The organism is Thioalkalivibrio versutus (assembly GCF_001999325.1).
In the GTDB taxonomy this organism is placed as follows: Bacteria; Pseudomonadota; Gammaproteobacteria; order Ectothiorhodospirales; family Ectothiorhodospiraceae; genus Thioalkalivibrio; species Thioalkalivibrio versutus.
Genome location: NZ_MVAR01000008.1, coordinates 35,707 through 52,208, shown reverse-complemented (window position 1 = coordinate 52,208; position 16,502 = coordinate 35,707). Strand labels below are relative to the sequence as shown.

Annotated in this window: 15 protein-coding genes and 1 pseudogene; 6 read left to right on the top strand and 10 right to left on the bottom strand. The window is 68.5% G+C overall.

Annotated features, from left to right (window positions below):
• Positions 1-278 precede the first annotated feature (278 nt).
• Together B0684_RS03590 and B0684_RS03585 are read right to left on the bottom strand one after the other, a co-directional pair.
• A complete protein-coding gene (locus tag B0684_RS03590; RefSeq protein WP_018143885.1) occupies positions 279-581 on the bottom strand; it encodes a cell division protein ZapA in 303 nt (100 codons plus the stop codon).
• Positions 578-805: a cell division protein ZapB gene (locus B0684_RS03585; RefSeq protein ID WP_018168503.1), complete on the bottom strand. Its 228-nt coding sequence runs from the start codon at positions 803-805 to the stop codon at positions 578-580. Before B0684_RS03585 ends, B0684_RS03590 begins: the two co-directional genes overlap by 4 nt.
• Before the next feature lie 217 nt (positions 806-1,022).
• Here B0684_RS03585 and B0684_RS03580 point away from each other — a divergent pair, with 217 nt between their 5' ends.
• From B0684_RS03580 to B0684_RS03555, 6 genes and pseudogenes are all read left to right on the top strand, one after another.
• Positions 1,023-1,310: a hypothetical protein gene (locus B0684_RS03580; RefSeq protein WP_018168504.1), complete on the top strand. Its 288-nt coding sequence runs from the start codon at positions 1,023-1,025 to the stop codon at positions 1,308-1,310.
• Positions 1,310-1,915, top strand: a complete 606-nt coding sequence (locus B0684_RS03575; protein ID WP_018649782.1) for a UPF0149 family protein — start codon at positions 1,310-1,312, stop codon at positions 1,913-1,915. The genes B0684_RS03580 and B0684_RS03575 overlap by 1 nt, the downstream gene beginning before the upstream one ends.
• 32 nt (positions 1,916-1,947) lie before the next feature.
• Positions 1,948-3,276, top strand: a complete 1,329-nt coding sequence (pepP, locus tag B0684_RS03570) for a Xaa-Pro aminopeptidase (RefSeq protein WP_018649783.1) — start codon at positions 1,948-1,950, stop codon at positions 3,274-3,276.
• A gap of 474 nt (positions 3,277-3,750) precedes the next feature.
• A pseudogene (locus B0684_RS03565) lies at positions 3,751-4,991 on the top strand (FAD-dependent monooxygenase).
• On the top strand, positions 4,988-6,175 hold the full coding sequence (locus tag B0684_RS03560; RefSeq protein ID WP_018649785.1) for an FAD-dependent monooxygenase: 1,188 nt from the start codon (positions 4,988-4,990) through the stop codon (positions 6,173-6,175). Before B0684_RS03565 ends, B0684_RS03560 begins: the two are co-directional and overlap by 4 nt.
• Positions 6,176-7,245: 1,070 nt before the next feature.
• Positions 7,246-8,328, top strand: coding sequence for a porin (locus B0684_RS03555; RefSeq protein WP_018649786.1), 1,083 nt, complete (start codon positions 7,246-7,248; stop codon positions 8,326-8,328).
• Positions 8,329-8,508: 180 nt separating this feature from the next.
• Here the strand turns inward: B0684_RS03555 and B0684_RS03550 are convergent, their stop codons facing one another.
• From B0684_RS03550 to B0684_RS03515, 8 genes are all read right to left on the bottom strand, one after another.
• Complete coding sequence (locus tag B0684_RS03550; protein WP_018649787.1) at positions 8,509-9,360, bottom strand: hypothetical protein; 852 nt, start codon at positions 9,358-9,360, stop codon at positions 8,509-8,511.
• Positions 9,326-9,808, bottom strand: a complete 483-nt coding sequence (locus B0684_RS03545) for a DUF7931 domain-containing protein (protein WP_018649788.1) — start codon at positions 9,806-9,808, stop codon at positions 9,326-9,328. The genes B0684_RS03550 and B0684_RS03545 overlap by 35 nt, the downstream gene beginning before the upstream one ends.
• Positions 9,809-10,192: 384 nt before the next feature.
• Positions 10,193-10,690, bottom strand: coding sequence for a GNAT family N-acetyltransferase (locus B0684_RS03540; protein WP_018168511.1), 498 nt, complete (start codon positions 10,688-10,690; stop codon positions 10,193-10,195).
• 369 nt (positions 10,691-11,059) lie between these two features.
• A complete protein-coding gene (locus B0684_RS03535; RefSeq protein ID WP_018649789.1) occupies positions 11,060-11,650 on the bottom strand; it encodes a chalcone isomerase family protein in 591 nt (196 codons plus the stop codon).
• On the bottom strand, positions 11,647-12,990 hold the full coding sequence (locus B0684_RS03530; RefSeq protein ID WP_018649790.1) for an MFS transporter: 1,344 nt from the start codon (positions 12,988-12,990) through the stop codon (positions 11,647-11,649). Before B0684_RS03530 ends, B0684_RS03535 begins: the two co-directional genes overlap by 4 nt.
• A gap of 1 nt (position 12,991) precedes the next feature.
• Positions 12,992-14,248: an SAM-dependent methyltransferase gene (locus B0684_RS03525; RefSeq protein WP_018649791.1), complete on the bottom strand. Its 1,257-nt coding sequence runs from the start codon at positions 14,246-14,248 to the stop codon at positions 12,992-12,994.
• Positions 14,248-15,018, bottom strand: a complete 771-nt coding sequence (locus tag B0684_RS03520) for a DUF1365 domain-containing protein (protein WP_018649792.1) — start codon at positions 15,016-15,018, stop codon at positions 14,248-14,250. Before B0684_RS03520 ends, B0684_RS03525 begins: the two co-directional genes overlap by 1 nt.
• On the bottom strand, positions 15,019-16,392 hold the full coding sequence (locus B0684_RS03515; RefSeq protein ID WP_077276963.1) for an NAD(P)/FAD-dependent oxidoreductase: 1,374 nt from the start codon (positions 16,390-16,392) through the stop codon (positions 15,019-15,021).
• Positions 16,393-16,502: the final 110 nt, after the last annotated feature.

The window sequence follows — 16,502 nt, the reverse complement described above, 5'->3', positions numbered from 1 at the left end:
TTCCCGGGCGGAATCCGGGTGTCCTTCTTTGGGTCCTTTCTTGGACAAGCAAGAAAGGACCTCGGGGCGCGCTGGCGAGTCAGCGCCTGGCAGTAAGCAGACCGAGGCCACCGTAAACACCGGAGGACGAACCAAGGCCAGCCACAGCCAGGCAGGCGGCGGACCGAAGGCACCGTAAACATCGGATGTTGAACTGGGGCTAGCCATCAGGGTGGTTGGCCGCACCCGGGTATTGCGGAATGCAGGAGGGAAAAGACGGCGGGACGCCGCCAGGCGCGTTAGCGCGACGAGCCGAGGCTTTTCTCGATGCGGTCGGCGAGGGCGACCAGGCGTTCCGAGCTTCCGGAGGTGTCCGCGCCGGCCTTCTGCTGCCGGCACTCCAGCATCTCGTGCGCCAGGTTGAGCGCCACCATCACCGCGATGCGCTCGGCGCCCACAATGCGCCCGCCATCGCGCAACTCGCGCATGCGCTCGTCGATCAGCGACGCCGAGGCAAACAGGTCGGCGCGTTCCTCCGGTGGGCAGGCGATCTGGTACTCCTTGCCCATGATGGAGACGCGGACGGGTTCGGACTGGCTCATTCGCTGTGCTCCATCGAGCGCAGGCGCGCGATCATGTTCTCGACCCGGTGGCGGGCCTGTTCGTTGCGTTCCTTGAAGGTCGCGCGTTCGCCCTTGAGCTGGCGGATCTGCTCCTGCAACAGGTGGTTCTCCTCGCGCAGGGCCGCATGCTCTTCCAGAAGGCGCGTGATCGCGGCCTCCAGGCGTTCGGTCGGGTCGATCGCTGAATCGTCGTTCGGCTGCATGGCCTCGGGCCCCGCGTGGCAGGTGCGGCTTTCGCCGCGAGTCGATGAATCTCTGGAGTCTAGGAGGCGTTCGAGCGAAGCGTCAACTTGCGTGACTCACAGGGAGACGCCGGTCAATGTACGCGTTCGTGCACCAGGCATTCCGGGGTTTGTTGCGGCCTGGCACCCGCGCTGGCCACAATACGTGGAATCCCTAAGCCATCAAGTGTTGTCGCCCATGACCCAGCCACCCGAACCCGGCCCCGACGCTACCGTGATCGAGGGTACGGCCCATAACGGAAAGCCGTGCCGGATTGTCGACAATACGGGCACTGTGCCGCGTCCGGAGCTGGAGCAGCTGTTGAACGCCTTGATCGAGGACAAGCGCTTCGGTCTCAACATGCTGTCCTCCACCGGCTCCAGCGCGATCAAGCTGGGCGAGCCGCAGTTCACCCATCTGCAGGTGGGGGACGATCTCTACCGCTTCCTGCTGTTCCCCTACGAAGCGCGGCTGGAGTCCTTCTGATGACGCATTCACCGGGCACCGGAAACGCCAAGTCCCTGGACGGCCTGGAGCGCGACCCCGAGGCCCTGCGCGCGCAGCTCGAACACGGGCTGCGCAGCATGGGCTATGCGCAGACGCCGGCCTCGGCCCACGGGCTGTTCACCGGATGCCTGGTAGCCGATCCGGGTTCCGATGTGGATGCCCTGGAAGGCAGCCTGGGCGAGGCGCTGCCGCTGACCGAAGGCGCAGGAGAGCGCTTCGACAAGACCGTGGAGGCGATCCGCCGCGCGCTGCTGGCGCAGCTCTACGACGTGGAGCTGGGTTTCGGTCCGCTGTTGCCGGAGGACGACGCCATCGAGGCGCAGGCTCAGGCCCTGTCGGAGTGGGTGGACGGCTTCATCGCCGGGCTCGGGCAGACGCCGCGGCTGGCCAAGCTCAAGCCCTCGGCCGAGGCCAGCGAGATCCTGCGCGACTTCGCCGAGATTGCTCGCATCGAGCTGGAGCCGGACGATGACGAGGACAACGCGGCGGCCTTCGAAGAACTCAACGAATACGTGCGCGTGGGCGTGCTGCTGATTGCCGACGAGCTGGCCCCGGACGACCCGAAACGGATCCCGATGCAATGACGCGAACGCGACAAGCCCCCCGGCCGGGCCGGATGCCGGAGATCCCGCAGGGCGAGTTTGCCCGGCGCCGCCAGCGGTTGATGCGGGCGATCGGGCCGGACTCGATCATCGTCGTTCCGGCCGCCCACGAGCGCACCCGCAACCGGGACGTCGAATATCCCTTCCGTCAGGACAGCGACTTCCTCTACCTGACCGGCTTTCCCGAGGCGGATGCGGTGGCGGTTCTGGTGCCGGGGCGCCCGGCGGGCGAGTACATCCTGTTCTGCCGCGACCGCGACCCCACCCAGGAGACCTGGCAAGGGCGGCGCGCGGGGCCGGACGGCGCGATGGAGACGTACGGGGCCGAGTGCGCCTTCCCGATCGAGGATATCGACGAGATCCTGCCGGGGCTGATGGAGAACCGCGCGGTGCTGGCCGCGCCGTTCGGACGCGACGAGCCCCTGGACCAGCGCCTGTTCGGCTGGGTCAACCAGGTCCGGGCCAAGGCCCGCAACGGCGTGCGCGCGCCGCACGAGTTCGTTGCGGTGGAGCACCACCTGCACGAGCAGCGGCTGTTCAAGAAGGCACCGGAGCTGAAGCTGATGCGCCACGCCGCGGCCATCTCTACCCAGGCGCATGTGCGCGCGATGCAGGCCTGCCGGCCGGGCCTGACCGAGTTCGCGGTGGAGGCGGAGCTGCTGCACGAGTTCCACCGCTACGGGACCGAGACCGCGTACCCCTCCATCGTCGGCGGTGGCGAAAACGGCTGCATCCTGCACTACATCGAGAACCGCGCCGCGCTGAATGACGGCGACCTGCTCCTGATCGACGCCGGCTGCGAGGTGCAGGGCTACGCCTCGGATATCACCCGTACCTTCCCGGTCTCCGGGCGCTTCGGCGAGCGTCAGCGCGAGGTCTACGAGTGCGTGCTGGCCGCCCAGCTTGCCGCGATCGAGCAGGTCCGCCCCGGCAACGACTGGGACACCCCGCATGTAACCGCCGTACGCGAGCTGACCCGCGGGCTCAAGGAGCTGGGCGTGCTCAAGGGCCGCCTGGACAAGCTGATCCGCGACCAGGCCTACCGTCCGTTCTACATGCACCGTACCGGCCACTGGCTGGGGCTGGACGTGCACGACGTCGGCGACTATCGCGTCGGCGACGCCTGGCGCCAGCTCGAGCCGGGCATGGTGATGACCGTGGAGCCCGGGCTCTACTTCGGGCCCTACAGCGAGGCACCGAAGGAGCTGCGCGGTATCGGCGTACGCATCGAGGACGACGTGGCTGTCACCCGCGACGGCCACGAGGTCCTGACCGCCGACTGCCCCAAGACCGTCGCCGACATCGAGGCCTGCATGGCCGGCGACCTCCCGGGCTGGAACTGACCATGCCCGCCCGCCACACCGCCCGTCGCAATGAAAGGCCGGGGATTCGGTCCGGCGCTCTTCGCCTGCAAGCAGGCTCCTACAGGGGGAAGGATGCACGAACCTCCGTAGGCGCCTGCTTGCAGGCGAATGGGGGAGCGACAATCCCGCTCCGTCCGTCAGGAACCGTAGGGTGCGTTGAGCTCTGCGAAACGCACCGCTCACCACGGAGCCACGCGCCCCGTGATGCGATTCGCTGCGCTCATCCGCATCCTGCGCAGCGGTATTTTGCCAACGGTCCATCAGGAGCCTGCGTGTTTTTCGGCCGGCATGGCCATCGCTACAAATGGACGCCAACCCACCACTCCCGTCATCGCGAGGCGCGCAGCGCCGTGGCGATCGCCTTCCGTTGCCACCCGATCCCGCCAATGTGCAGGCATCCAGAGGTTGCCACGGCCCCTGCGGGGCCTCGCAACGACGGGGTAATTGGCTGACATGACCGAACAACGATCCGATATCGCCATCGTCGGTGGCGGGCCGGTAGGTGGCCTCGCCGCCTGCACCCTGGCGCGGGCGGGCTACGCGGTCACGCTGTTCGAGCGCGGTGCGCCGCCAGCNNCCGCGGCTATGCGCTGGCGGCCGGCTCCGTGCAGTTCCTGGACGATCTGGGCTACTGGGCGCCGCTGGCCGAACGGGCCACTGCGATCCGTTCCATCGTCGTCAGCCGCCGCGGTGGCCTGGGGCGCGTCCACCTGAACGCGGCCGATCACGGCCGCCACGCCCTCGGCCAGGTAGTGCCGGCCGTTGCGCTGGAGCCGAGGCTGGACGCGGCCTGCCGGGACGCCGGCGTGGACGTGCGCCACCACTCGACGCTGGCCGGCGTCGGCGAGGTGACGGACGGCCAGCGCGCACTGCGCATCCACGGCGCCGAAGGCGAGAGCACTTGGGCCGCGCGTCTGGTCCTGGCCGCCGACGGCATCCAGTCGCCCACCCGCAAGGCCCTGGGCCTGCCGGTGAACCGCCTGCGTTACGCGGCGGATGCCCTGGTTTTTGACGTGCAGCCCGCGCGGCCGCACAACGGCCAGGCCTTCGAACGCTTCACCGACGAGGGCCCGCTGGCGCTGCTGCCGCAGGCGGATGGCCGGATGAACGTGGTCTGGGTGGCCCCGCCGGAGACCTGCGAGCGCCGCCTGGAACTGGACGAGGCCGAACGCCTGCGCGAGCTGCAGGCCCGCTTCGGCTGGACCCTGGGGCGGCTGCGCCCGGCGGGCCGCGTGGTGCGCTTCCCGCTGGAGCGGGTGCATGCCCCGGAGTCGGTCGCGGACCGCGCGCTGCTGCTGGGCAATGCCGCGCATGCGGTGCACCCGGTGGCCGGGCAGGGGCTGAACCTCGCCCTGCGCGACGTGGCGACCCTGCTGGGCGCGCTGCGCGAGGGGCGCGGGCAGGGCGGGGCGCCCGGCTTTGTCGCCGACCCTGGCGCACCCGCAACCCTTGCCGCCTATGCCCGGGCCCGGCGCGGTGACGTGAACGGCGTGGTCGCCGCGACCGACTTCCTTGCCCGCGGCATGCTGCATGCGGCAGGTCTGCGCGGGCATGCGCTGGGCAGCGGGATGATGGCGGTCGACCGCCTGCGTCCGGCGCGCGATCGCCTGGCACAGGCGGCGATGGGCCTTGGCCCGCTGCCGCGCCATACCGCACGCCATCTCGCGCGGCCGGACGCAGGGGGCGGGGCATGAGCGCGTCCGGTTCCCGCGACGTGCTGGATCTGCTGGTGGTGGGCGCCGGCGCGGTTGGTGGTGCCATCGCGCTGGGCGCGGCCCGCCAGGGCCTGCGCGTCGGGCTGCTGGAGCGCAATGCTGCGCCTACCTTCAGCGACGCGACCCCGGTGACGCGCGTCGCCACGCTCAACATCGCCTCCATGGAGTTCCTGGCCCGTCTGGGGGTGCAGGACGCCCTCGAGGCGCGCCGCGCCCATGCCTTCTCCGGCATGGCCGTATGGGATGGCCGCGGCCCCGGGCATATCCGCTTTGATGCCGACGAGCTGGGCGTGCCGGCGCTCGGCTGGACCGTGGAGCACGCCGCCCTGGAGGCCGTGCTGTGGACCGAGCTGGAGGCCGCCGGCGTGGCCCTGTGGCCGGAAACCGAATGGAAGAGCCTTGACACCCGCCCGGATCGGGTGGATGTCTATGGCCCGCAACATGCGCCGCTGGCCTCCGCCCGTCTGGTGGTCGCGGCCGACGGCGCGCAATCGCCCCTGCGCTCCCGCATGGGCATCCCGGTGCGCGAACAGGACTATCACGCCCGCGGCGTGGTCGCGACCGTGACCACCGAGCGCCCGCACGAGGACACCGCCTGGCAGCGCTTCGTCGACGACCAGATCATCGCGTTCCTTCCGCTGGCGGACGGACGCAGCTCGATCGTCTGGTCCCAGCCCGAACACCAGGCGGACGACACGCTCGCGCTGGACGATGCCGGCTTCTGCCGGGCCCTGGAGGCCGTGATCGACCACCGACTGGGAGCGATCACCGCCACATCGAAGCGCGCCAGCTTCCCGCTGGTAGCCCGCCACGCCCGCGACTACCACGCCGGCCGCGTCGCCCTGGCCGGGGATGCCGCCCACACCATCCACCCGCTGGCCGGGCAGGGCCTGAACCTCGGCCTGGCCGACGCCCGCGCCCTGGTCGAACGCCTGCACGGCCCCGCCCGCCGCGACCCGGGTGCCGAGACCGTCCTGCGCGCCTACACCCGTGACCGCCGCAGCGAAAACGCCTTCATGCAGCGCGCCATGGACGGCTTTCGCCTCGTCTTCGGCACCCACGCTGCGGGCCTCCCGGAACTGCGCGGTCTCGGCATTCGCCTGGTCGACCAGGCCACCCCCCTCAAGCGCCGCCTCGCGCTCCGAGCCTTCGGGCTCGATTAAGGCGACCCAGGCTGTTCGGCCCGGGGTGATGCGATTCGCTTCGCTCATCACATCCTACGAGTGCTTTAAACCGCAGTCCGAGCCGGGATCGGGTGCGGCAGCGCTCCCTGGACCCTGTGCATGGCGGGGCCGTGGTATCCCGTAGGATGCGCTGAGCGCAGCGAACCGCATCATGGCCTCGGGAACCCCTCCTCATCGATCCCTGGCACGCTGCCATGTCCCCGCGATGCCGCCCATCCGCCACGCCCGGTCACCCCGACCGTTCGTCGAACCCCCGGCATACCGCCCACGCGTCCACCCCACCCGTCATCGGCCGGAGCGAAGCGAAGGGCCGGGCCGCGACCTCAAGGGATTGGGGCTCCCCGAACGTGCGAGATCCCGGATAACCGCTGCGCGGTTTCCGGGATGACGGCGGCGGGTGGCCGAGGTCTTGTTCGAAGAGAGACCGAGACGAGTCCTGCACCCCCTCATCCCGGCCGCAGCGAAGCGAAGAGCCGGGATCTCCGGATGAACCCCCGCGCTTCAACCGCCCACCATGCCCCTGTAGGAGCGGCCTCGGCCGCGAAGCCCCTGCCAAAGCCTGATCAGCGCAAACGTGTCGCCTCCCGCCAACGCTTCGACGGCCCAAGGACATGTCGCATTTCCACAACACACCCTCCTCGCCGTCACCCGAAAACGACCTCGTTGCAAAAAAACAACGGGCGTTGCATCGCGTTGACCCGCCTTGCGAGCGTTGCAAAACCCCCTCACGAAGCAAATCCCGAAAAAATAAGAAAAACCTGATCAAGCCACCCGTTCGCTCTGCTCCAGGCAGGTAAGCCGATCCTAATGCTCCCCTCGATTCAGCAAGTTGCCGGATATCTCGCACCTTTCTGTAGCCTGTTCCCGCAAGTGTTTGATCTTCCGAAACCCATCCTGCGTCACGTTTACCACCCAACTGTGGCAATTTTTTCTCGCCCAGGGGTTGAAACGAGACACCGTGGTGTATATAAAACACCTGTCATTCGCGGCATCGACCGTGGATGCGGCGTAAGAAACGAACAACACACCTCTCCTGGGAGATACGCACCATGAAAAAACAGATTCTTGCCGTCGCCGTTGCCGGCGCCTTCGCAGTCCCGGCCTTCGCCGCCGCCGACACCGACGTCACCCTGTTCGGTCAGCTGCAGACGCAGATTGTCCATCACAACGCTTCTGGCGACAGTGATAACTTCAACAGCGGCTTCCGAGTTCACGACGCGGGTGGTGCTGGCGACTTTAGCGACAGTGCCAACCCGAACCGCATCGGCGTGATGGTCAATCACGATCTCGGCAATGGCCTGACCGGTCTGGCCAAGATCGAGCAGAACGTCACGAGCGGCGATGGTTTCAATTCTGGAGCGCGTGACGTGTACGTTGGCCTGGATGGCAATTTCGGTCGTGTGACCCTGGGCCGCATGGGCACCCCTTACAGCACCGCCGGCAAGGATCCGCTGAATGCGACCTTCATGCAGGGCCGTTCCAACGGCGGTCGTCTGGGCCCGAATCGTGGTCTGGCGAATGGTAGCTACCTGAACAATGGTTTGGCCTACTCCAACAGCTTTGGAATGGTGTCCGTGAATGTCGCCGCGTTTGTTGATAACGCCGACGATAGCGACACGATCTTCGCCGGCCGCCTGAACTTCGATCTGGGCCCGGTCGATCTCTACGTCGCTCACATCAACGCTGATGATGCTGGTGTCAATAGCGACGTTTCGAACCTGGACGGTCCGACGTGGGATGACCTGGGTGAATACCGTTCCACCAAGGTCGGTGCGGACTGGCGTTCCGGCCCGTTCCGTGTGGTGGGCGAAGTGGAAGACTTCAAGTGGGAGCGTCTGAACCAGGCGAACCCGGAAAACAAGGGTAATACCTACTTCCTGTCGGGCACCTACACCATGGGTCGCAATGACTTCGTGCTGAATCTGGGCCATACCCGTCGGGACGACCGTCCCAACACCGATTACGCTGCTATCGCTGTGAAGCACAACTTCAGCAACCGTGTGATGGCATTTGCGGGCGTTGGCTACAACAGCACCGATGACTCCACCCTGAACACTGAGGGCGAAGTCATTGCTGATACCGGCAGCCTGTCGTTCACCGGTGTCGGTGGCGGCATGCGGGTGTCCTTCTAAGAACGGACACTGCTACCAAGCGGTATATCAACAAGTTTGTAGCTTGTTTTGCGGGGCCCCCAGGGGCCCCGTTTTTTATGCGAGACCGGGCCCCGTTGGGGCCTTTTTGCGTTTTTTGGGGGGGGTATGGCGATCGGCGCCGGGTCCCGTCGGAGCGCAGGGCGGCCGAAAGCGGGCGGTTCAGCGGACGGGATCGACGCGGATTTCGAGGGTGAGGGTGTCGCGGTCGCGGGTGGTTCGGCGGGAGGCGAGGCCGCGCTGCTCGGCGGCGCTCTTGCTGTGGGCACCGCCGAGGGTATGCCAGGCGCCCGGCTCCAGGGTGAGTTGGGTATCCACGGCGTCGCGGTCCACGGCGCCGCGCGCGAGCGGGCGTTCGTGGAGGTGGGCAATGGCGACGCGCACGCGGCCGTCGGGTTGCACCTGGGGGCGTACGCGGAAGCCGCGGGCGGTGTCCTGTAGCAGGGGTTCGACGCCGACGCCGGCGCGGCCGTGGATGATGCGGAAGCCGGCGGTGCGGGTCTCGCCCACCAGGATGATCGCATCGGTGCCTTCGCGCAGGCGCAGGTGCTGGGTCTGGTCGTCGCGGCGCGTGGTGCGCAGGCGCTGGGTAGTGATACGCCCTTCGGTGCCTTCCGGGCCGCTCTCGAACTCGAAACCGCTGCCGCGTTCGGTTCGCGGTGCGTCGCTGTGGCGGCGCACGGAGAGGATGAGGTCCTGGGTCGGGGCGTCAAGTTCGGCGACGACCTCGCGGATCTGCTGGAGGGTGTGGGCGTCGGCGCGCACCAGCAGGCGGAAGCCGTCGCCGCGCAGGGTGGCGGTGTCGCCGAACAGGGCCTGGAGCTCGGGCAGCAGGCTGTGGGCCGGGCGGTTCTGCAGCGGCAGAACGGCGACCTCAGTGTGGGGTTCACGCGCGAGCGCGGCCCCGGGCAGGAGCGTGCCGGCGGCTAATGCGAGGGCGCCCCGTAGCCAGCGGCGCCGATCCACCATGCGGGGCATGTCAGACGAGGAGGCGGCGGAGCTCGACGGCTTCATCGCTGAGACTCCAGTTGGCCTCGAAGTCCTGGGCTGCGCGCTGGGTGCCGGGCCGGTCCTCGACGTCGCCGCGCAGGATGCGGCGGCCGCCGGCCTGGGTGAGCTGCATCCAGCCGCTGTGATCGGCGATGGCGGTGACGGTGAGCGGGCTTTCCTCCGCGGCCGCCAGCCGGCGCACCGAGACGGCGCTGGGCAGACGCTTGATGCTCTCGACCAGGCTCGGGAGTTGTTCTTTCAGGGCGAGATCGTCGTCCACCAGCAGGCGGATATCGGTGTGGCGATTGCGGCGCGCGATGCCGGCCAGCTCGGCGCCGAGGTCGGCACCCGCGATCTCGGCCAGGAGCGCGACGCGGGCATGCAGCCAGAGGCGCCGGCGGGTGGCGGCCAGGAGTTCGGCCAGCAGGGCCTCGGCGTCGATCAGGGTCGGGTCGCGTTCGGGGGTGGTCATCGGCGTGTCGCTCGCGTGCTGGGTGCTCCTCTCAGCATAGGCGAGTGCGGGTGTGTTCGCATCTCTGGGTTCGGTGGTGGTTTCGCGCGGCGTCGGGGGCCGGCTGGATTCGTTGGTTTCGGGGCGGGGATTCGCGTGCAGGCACGCTCCCACAGAATGCCTCGTAGGATGCCGAAGAGCGCAGCGAATCGCATCGTGGGGGGTGGATGCCCCCGCGCCCCGTGAGTGGTGCGTTTCGCAGGGCTCAACGCACCCTACGTTTGTGGGCGTTGCGGGGTGGGGGTGCTGCCGATTCGCGCGGGTGAGTCGGCGCCCACAAGGACCCTCGTAGGATGCGGATGAGCGCAGCGAATCGCATCACGGGGAGCGTGGCCCCGGAATGAGCTATAGCGGATGCGCGGCGAGGCCGTGGTTCGGGTGGCTCCAGGGTTGGCTGGGTCGTGCGATCGGGGAGTGGACGCGGTGGAGCATGCGGCGGTGGGGGATGCCGGCGTCTTCGAAGGTGTCGCTGATGACGAAGAAGTCGTGGCGGGCGTAGAAGCCGATGCGGGTGCTCTGGGCGTTTAGCCACACCTCGCGCCAGCCGTGGCGGGCGGCGGCGTGGACGGCGCAGTCCAGCAGGCGCGAGCCGATGCCGTGTCCGCGCCAGGGTTCGCGCACGGCCATGCGGCCGATCTGGCCGGAAGGCAGCATGCGCAGGGTGCCGACCGGTTCGTCCCCTGGCCCGGTGGCCAGCCAGTGCAGGGCGGCGGCGTCCAGGCCGTCGAACTCCAGTGGTTCGGGCACGCCCTGTTCCTCGACGAAGACCTCGCAGCGAACTTGGGACAGTGCCTCGGCGTCGGCAGGCCAGGTGGCCTCCCGGAAGGCGATGCGGTGTTGCATGGCAATCCTCCGTCGGAACGCTGTGAGGGAGAGCCCCGATCCGTACGCGAGCGGACGGGTGGATGAATGGCTCCCCGGCCTTCCTGGCCCTGGGTCCCGAACGGAAAAGTTTAGTCTACGTTGGGGCAATCTTCCTGTGAGTCAGTTAGCGGATCGTGAGCCGCGCGAACCAATCACTGTGCATGAACCGGAGGTGCCTTTTGTCGTTGTGCGCGCCGCGCGGCCATCCATGGGCGCGTGCGGGTGGCAGGGCGGGGCGATCGCCACGGCGCTTCGCGCCTCGCGATGACCGGTGAACGTTTGGCGCCTGGTTTGAGCCTGCGATGCACTTGCGCGAATGCAACTGCGGGCAACCGGGATGCGACGGATTCAGCGTTGGCCGATCAGGGTGTCGCGGAAGCGACCGGACAGGGGCTCTTCCGGGTGCAGCCAGATGCCGAAGTAGGCCGTGGCGAAGTCGTGGCCGGGGACCTCGACCAGCGGTGTGCCGTTTTGCAGCAGGCGGGTGCCGTGGCCCGGGCGGTATTCCAGGGCGTAGCGGTCGCCGGCCTCCATGTCGCGGTAGGCGGCGTTGAAGGTCTCGAGTCGGTCGGACAGGGCCGCAAGGGTTTCCGGGGTCTGCTGGTCTTCCAGCAGGCGGTTGCCGCTCTTGCGGAAGTCGTCGGCGCTGATGGCGCGCAGGTACTCCAGTTCCAGGCGCTTGGGCACGTCGGCCGTCAGCACATCGTCCGGAGCGACGTTTTCCGGGACGTAGAGCGCGCCGACGTAGACCCGAAAGATGGTGTAGCGATAGAGCCGCCCGGCGCGCAGCGGGACGGTCGTGTCGTCGATCGTGACCGCGTCGGCAAAGCGGACGCCGTCGATCTCGGTCGTGGCGCTGGCGGGTGCGACGGTCAGGAACAGTGCAAGCAGCAGCAAGGATGCGAGCAGGGTCCCGCGGCGGGTGGCTTGGCTATTCATGGGGTGGTTCCTCCGGGCTGGGCTGAAGGCGCGGCGCGTTCGCGCGCGTGGATGCGTTCGCGCAGGGCGTGCTGGGCGTCGGCGTCGATGGGGAAGCGCCAGATCAGGGCCATCGCCGCGAGCTTGAACAGCACCGGGAGGCCGGCGTAGGCCAGCGCCAGCACGAGCAGGGCGGTGGAACCGTTGTCGCCGGCGGCGGAGAAGCCGGCCAGGCCCAGCAGCGGGAAGCTAAGACCCACCGCAAGGGCCAGGGCCAGCTTGGTAGCCATGCCCCACAGCCCGAAGAAGAGTCCGGCGCGCTCGCCGCCGCCGTCGGCGGTGTCCTGGTCGATCACGTCGGCCTGCATCGCGGCCGGCAGCGCCAGGTCCACACCGAGGCTGAGCCCGGTCAATACGGTGATGGCGTAGAACGCGAGCACGTCGCCGGAACCGAGGAACGGAACCCAGATAAAGAAGGCCGAGGCGAGCAGCATCGACAGCGTCCACACCCGGTGCTTGGGCAGCCGGCGGGCGAGGCGCAGCCACAGGGGCAGCGCGAGGATGCCGGTGGCGAAGTAGACCAGCAGCAGTGGCCCGGCGTGTCCGGGAGCCTCCAGCACGTGGGTGATGAACAACAGGAACAGGGTGGCCGGGATGGCGTTGGCCGTACCGTTCAGGACCCAGGCGAGGACCAGGCGGCGGAACGGCTGGTTGGACCGCAGCAGGGTCCAGCCGGTGCGCCAGGGCACCGGTTCCAGGCGCCCCGGGCGCTCCGGCACTCGCCAGAGCAGGACGACGAAGGCGATCGGCAGCAGCACCCACAGCAGGACTGCAAGGGTGGCCAGCGCCGCGCCGGCATCGTCCTGCAGGCCCAGGACCGCGGGGAGCGCGGCGGCCGTCACCGTGCCCAGGACGACGAAGCCCTCGCGCGTGGCGGTGATGCGCGAGCGCTCGTGGTAGTCGCCGGAGAGCTCGGCGCCCCAGGCGGCATAGGGCAGGGCGACCAGTGTCCAGCCGAGGTAGACCAGGGTGCTGAAGAGCAGCAGATACCAGGCGCCGGCATCCGCCGGTGGGCGGAACAGGAAGGGCGCGGCGATCAGCAGCAACGGGACGCCCGCCAGCATGACCGCGCGCCGTCGCCAGGCGCCGGGGATGCGGTCGGAGAGATGGCCGATCAGCGGGTCGGTGACGACATCGAGCAGCCGTGCCAGCAACAGGAATACCCCGACCAGGGTGACGCCCAGGCCGGTGTGCTCGGCGTAGTGCGCGGGCAGGAAGACATACAGCGGCAGGCCGAGGACGGCCAGGGGCATGCCCAGGCCGCCGTAGGCGAACAGCCGCGGCCAGCGAAGGGTGCTCACCTCATTGGTTCGCGGGGTCGCGGCCCGGCGCGGCGGACTGGACCGGGCTTTGCAGAACCGCCTGCATCAGGTTCACGCGGGCGGTGTCGAAGCCGACCTCGCAATAGGCGAGGTAGTAGCGCCACATGCGCAGGAACGACTGCGAGTAGCCCAGCGCCTCGATGACCGGCTCCGCCTGGCGGACCTCCCGGTGCCAGTGGCGCAACGTGCGCGCGTAGTCTTCGCCGAACAGGGCCTGGTCCTTGACTGCGAGCCCGGCGCGTTCGGCCTCCGCGTTGAAGCGCGGGACCGAGGGCAGCATGCCACCGGGGAAGATGTAGAGCTGGATGAAGTCGGCGTTGCGGCGGTAGTGCTCGAAGGCCTCCTCCGCGATGGTGATGACCTGCAGCGCCGCGCGGCCGCCGGGGCGCAGGCAGCTGCGGACCTTGGCGAAGAAGGTCGGCCACCAGTGTTCGCCCACGGCCTCGAACATCTCGATCGAGACCACGTGATCAAAGGTGCCCTGCAGGTCGCGATAGTCCTGCAGACGCAGTTCCACGCGGTCGCTCAGGCCGGCGCGTTCGATGCGCGCGCGGGCATAGTCGAGTTGCTCCTGCGAGAGTGTCACGCCGGTGACGCGGTAGCCGCGTTGCGCGGCCATCTCGGCAAAGCCGCCCCAGCCGCAGCCGATCTCGAGGATGTGTGCGCCGGGCTCGGCGTTCAGCTGATCCAGCAGGCGGGTGTACTTCTGCGCCTGGGCCTGTTCCAGGGCCTCGTCGCCGCGGGTGAAAAGTGCCGATGAATAGCTCATCGTGCGGTCCAGCCACAGGTTGTAGAAGTCGTTGCCGAGATCGTAGTGGAAGCGAATATTGGCGCGGCTTCCGCGGCGACTGTTGCGGTGCATCCAGTGGCGCATGCGGTCGATGGCACGCTGCCATGTCGGGCGCTCGGCCATCGGCGCCAGGGCCTGCTCGTTGTCGGTGGCGAAGCGCAGCAGCGTCTGCAGGTCGGGGGTGATCCAGTCGCCACTGATGAAGCCTTCGGCGAAGCCGATATCGCCGTGCCGCAGCAGGCGCAGGATGGCCCGCCACGGGCGGCGGAAGTGCCATACCGCCTCGACGCCGGCCTTGCGCCCGCGCAAGGTGATGCGGTCGCCGGACGGACCGATCAGGGTGATCTGCCCGGTGTCGATGTCTTTCAGGGCGCGGGCGACCAGGCGCAGGGCCCAGTCGCGCCGGGCCGTGCCTTCCTGCGGGGTGTCGATGTGGTCGAGGGCCATTAGTCGATCTCCTGTGCGGGGGGTGCGGGCCGTGGGTGATAGCGCCCGCCGCGCCACCAGATTCTGAGAGCCTGCCAGTGGATCAGCGGCAGGATCTTGAGGGTCATCCAGGGTTTCTTCAGGAAGGCGGCCAGCAGTGCGCGGTCGCTGAACGGGCGCAGGCGGCCGTGTTGCGAGGCCACCAGCATCAGGTCCTGGTCCTGGTATTCGTTGATCGCGATGCGCAGCGATGCGCCGGACTGCAGGCGCGGCGGCGTCAGGGTGAAGGCGTAGCGCGCGTGCATGTCGATGAACGGTGAGACGTGGAAGGCCTTGTTCTTTTCCTGGCGCACGGGGAGGGCCATGGGGGCGCCGTTCTCGTGCAGCAGGTAGTGGTGGTGCTCGCCGAAGGTATTGCGCACCTCCAGCAGGATGGCGCGCAGGTCGCCGTCGGCATGCCGGGCGTACCAGACACTGAGCGGGTTGAAGGCGTGCCCGAGGACGCGCGGCATGGTCAGCAGGTGAATCGGGCCACCGGCCAGGTCGATGGCGTGTTCGGCCAGGTGGGCCTCGATCCACGGGCGCCAGGGGCGGCCGTCGCGCGGGCCGTGGTCGCGGGTGCGCAGGCTGAACAGGTTGAAGCGATTCAGCGAGAACAGACGGCAGCGCCGGGTGGTCTCCGCCAGGCGATCGATATCGAACAACGCGCTGGTTACCGGGTAGCGAAAGCGATATTGCTGCGGAAAGAACCGCTGGTGCAGCACCGTGCCATGGACCAGGGCGGCGTCCATTCACGCGCTCCGGGATTGCGCAGGCGGCGCGTGCGCCGGTGCTGCTACGCCGCCGTGAATGGCGGAGCCCGGTTGGCGGGCGCTCTGCATGGGGGGGTGCGCAGGGCAGGACCAGGGCGGTTCGATGCCCAGCGATCGCCCGATGGAAACGGCCGAGCGCAGTCCATCCTCGTGGAAGCCGTAGCCCATCCACGCACCGGCGAAGTACAGGTTGTTCTCGCCCTGGGTGGCCGCGAGGCGCTGACGCGCCTTCTCCGCCGCGGTGTCCATGACCGGGTGTTCCCAGTGCTGTTCGCCGAGCACGGTGTTCGGGTGCGGCTCGCGCCAGGGGTTCAGGCTGATGATGTAGTCCTGGCGCCGTTCCAGGCGATGCAGGCGGTTCATCCAGTAGGAGACCGAGACGCTGTCGCGCGCCTGGGTGGAGCGCCCGGAGAGATAGTTCCAGGAGGACCACACGCGGCGCGAGCGGGGCATCAGCGCCGGGTCGGTGTGCAGTACCGCGCGGTTGGGCTGGAAGCGGCAGGCGGCGAGCAGACGCTCGCGGGCCGGGTCGGCCTTGTTCAGCAGCCAGCGCGCGGTGTTGGCGTGGCAGGCGAACACGACCGCGTCGAACCCCGCTGCCTGATCGTGGGTCAGGACCCGCCACCGGTCGGCCTCGGGGATCACTGCGCGCACCGGTTGGTGAACCACGCTGCCGGGTTCCAGGCGCCCCGCGAGCCGCTGGACGTATTCGCGGCTGCCGCCGACCACCGTGCGCCACTGCGGGCGATCACGCAGATCCAGCAGGCCGTGGTTGTGGAAGAACTGCAGGAAACTGGCGGCCGGGAACTCGCGGATCTCCTCGGGCGGGCAGGACCAGATCGCGGCCGCCATCGGCAGCAGGTAGTCCTCGGTGAAGCCGCGGCCCAGTCGGTGTCGGGCGAGGAACGCGCCGAGCGTGCCCTCCGGGCTTTCGCCACGCTCGAACAGGCCCTTGCCCAGGCGGTTGAAGCGCAGGATATCGCGCGCCATGCGCAGGAAAGTCGGGCGCACCAGGTTGCGGCGCTGTGCGAACAGGGTGTTCAGATCGGAGCCGGCATACTCGACGCCCGCGGGCTGGCGCGAATAGCCGAAGGACATGTCCGTATCCTGGGTGGGGACGTCGAGTTCCGTGAACAGGCGGGTGAGCAGGGGGTAGTTGCGCTCGTTGTAGACCACGAAGCCGGTATCGATGGCCGTGTGGCCCTGCGGATCGGGTACCTCCACCGTATGGGCATGGCCGCCGAGCTCCGGTTCCGCTTCGAACAGTTGGACCTGGTGCCGGGTCTGCAGAATCCAGGCAGCGGACAGGCCGGCGATGCCTCCGCCGATGACGGCGATGCGCGAGCGTTGCATGGTGGTGGATCTCCGGGCCGCAGGGCGATGTACATCTTATACAATAACTGTACAATCTTTGTAAATGGTGGCGGTAAAAAGTTCCCCGGCTTCCAATAGGAGGGCGGTAT

What these genes read in the sequence shown, in the direction of transcription:
- B0684_RS03590 (WP_018143885.1), bottom strand. Translation starts at nt 581, where the DNA reads ATGAGCCAGTCCGAACCCGTCCGCGTCTCCATCATGGGCAAGGAGTAC.
- B0684_RS03525 (WP_018649791.1), bottom strand. Translation starts at nt 14,248, where the DNA reads ATGGCCCTCGACCACATCGACACCCCGCAGGAAGGCACGGCCCGGCGC.
- B0684_RS03560 (WP_018649785.1), top strand. Translation starts at nt 4,988, where the DNA reads ATGAGCGCGTCCGGTTCCCGCGACGTGCTGGATCTGCTGGTGGTGGGC.
- B0684_RS03540 (WP_018168511.1), bottom strand. Translation starts at nt 10,690, where the DNA reads ATGCAACACCGCATCGCCTTCCGGGAGGCCACCTGGCCTGCCGACGCC.
- pepP (WP_018649783.1), top strand. Translation starts at nt 1,948, where the DNA reads ATGCCGGAGATCCCGCAGGGCGAGTTTGCCCGGCGCCGCCAGCGGTTG.
- B0684_RS03535 (WP_018649789.1), bottom strand. Translation starts at nt 11,650, where the DNA reads ATGAATAGCCAAGCCACCCGCCGCGGGACCCTGCTCGCATCCTTGCTG.
- B0684_RS03580 (WP_018168504.1), top strand. Translation starts at nt 1,023, where the DNA reads ATGACCCAGCCACCCGAACCCGGCCCCGACGCTACCGTGATCGAGGGT.
- B0684_RS03550 (WP_018649787.1), bottom strand. Translation starts at nt 9,360, where the DNA reads ATGAAGCCGTCGAGCTCCGCCGCCTCCTCGTCTGACATGCCCCGCATG.
- B0684_RS03575 (WP_018649782.1), top strand. Translation starts at nt 1,310, where the DNA reads ATGACGCATTCACCGGGCACCGGAAACGCCAAGTCCCTGGACGGCCTG.
- B0684_RS03555 (WP_018649786.1), top strand. Translation starts at nt 7,246, where the DNA reads ATGAAAAAACAGATTCTTGCCGTCGCCGTTGCCGGCGCCTTCGCAGTC.
- B0684_RS03515 (WP_077276963.1), bottom strand. Translation starts at nt 16,392, where the DNA reads ATGCAACGCTCGCGCATCGCCGTCATCGGCGGAGGCATCGCCGGCCTG.
- B0684_RS03545 (WP_018649788.1), bottom strand. Translation starts at nt 9,808, where the DNA reads ATGACCACCCCCGAACGCGACCCGACCCTGATCGACGCCGAGGCCCTG.
- B0684_RS03520 (WP_018649792.1), bottom strand. Translation starts at nt 15,018, where the DNA reads ATGGACGCCGCCCTGGTCCATGGCACGGTGCTGCACCAGCGGTTCTTT.
- B0684_RS03585 (WP_018168503.1), bottom strand. Translation starts at nt 805, where the DNA reads ATGCAGCCGAACGACGATTCAGCGATCGACCCGACCGAACGCCTGGAG.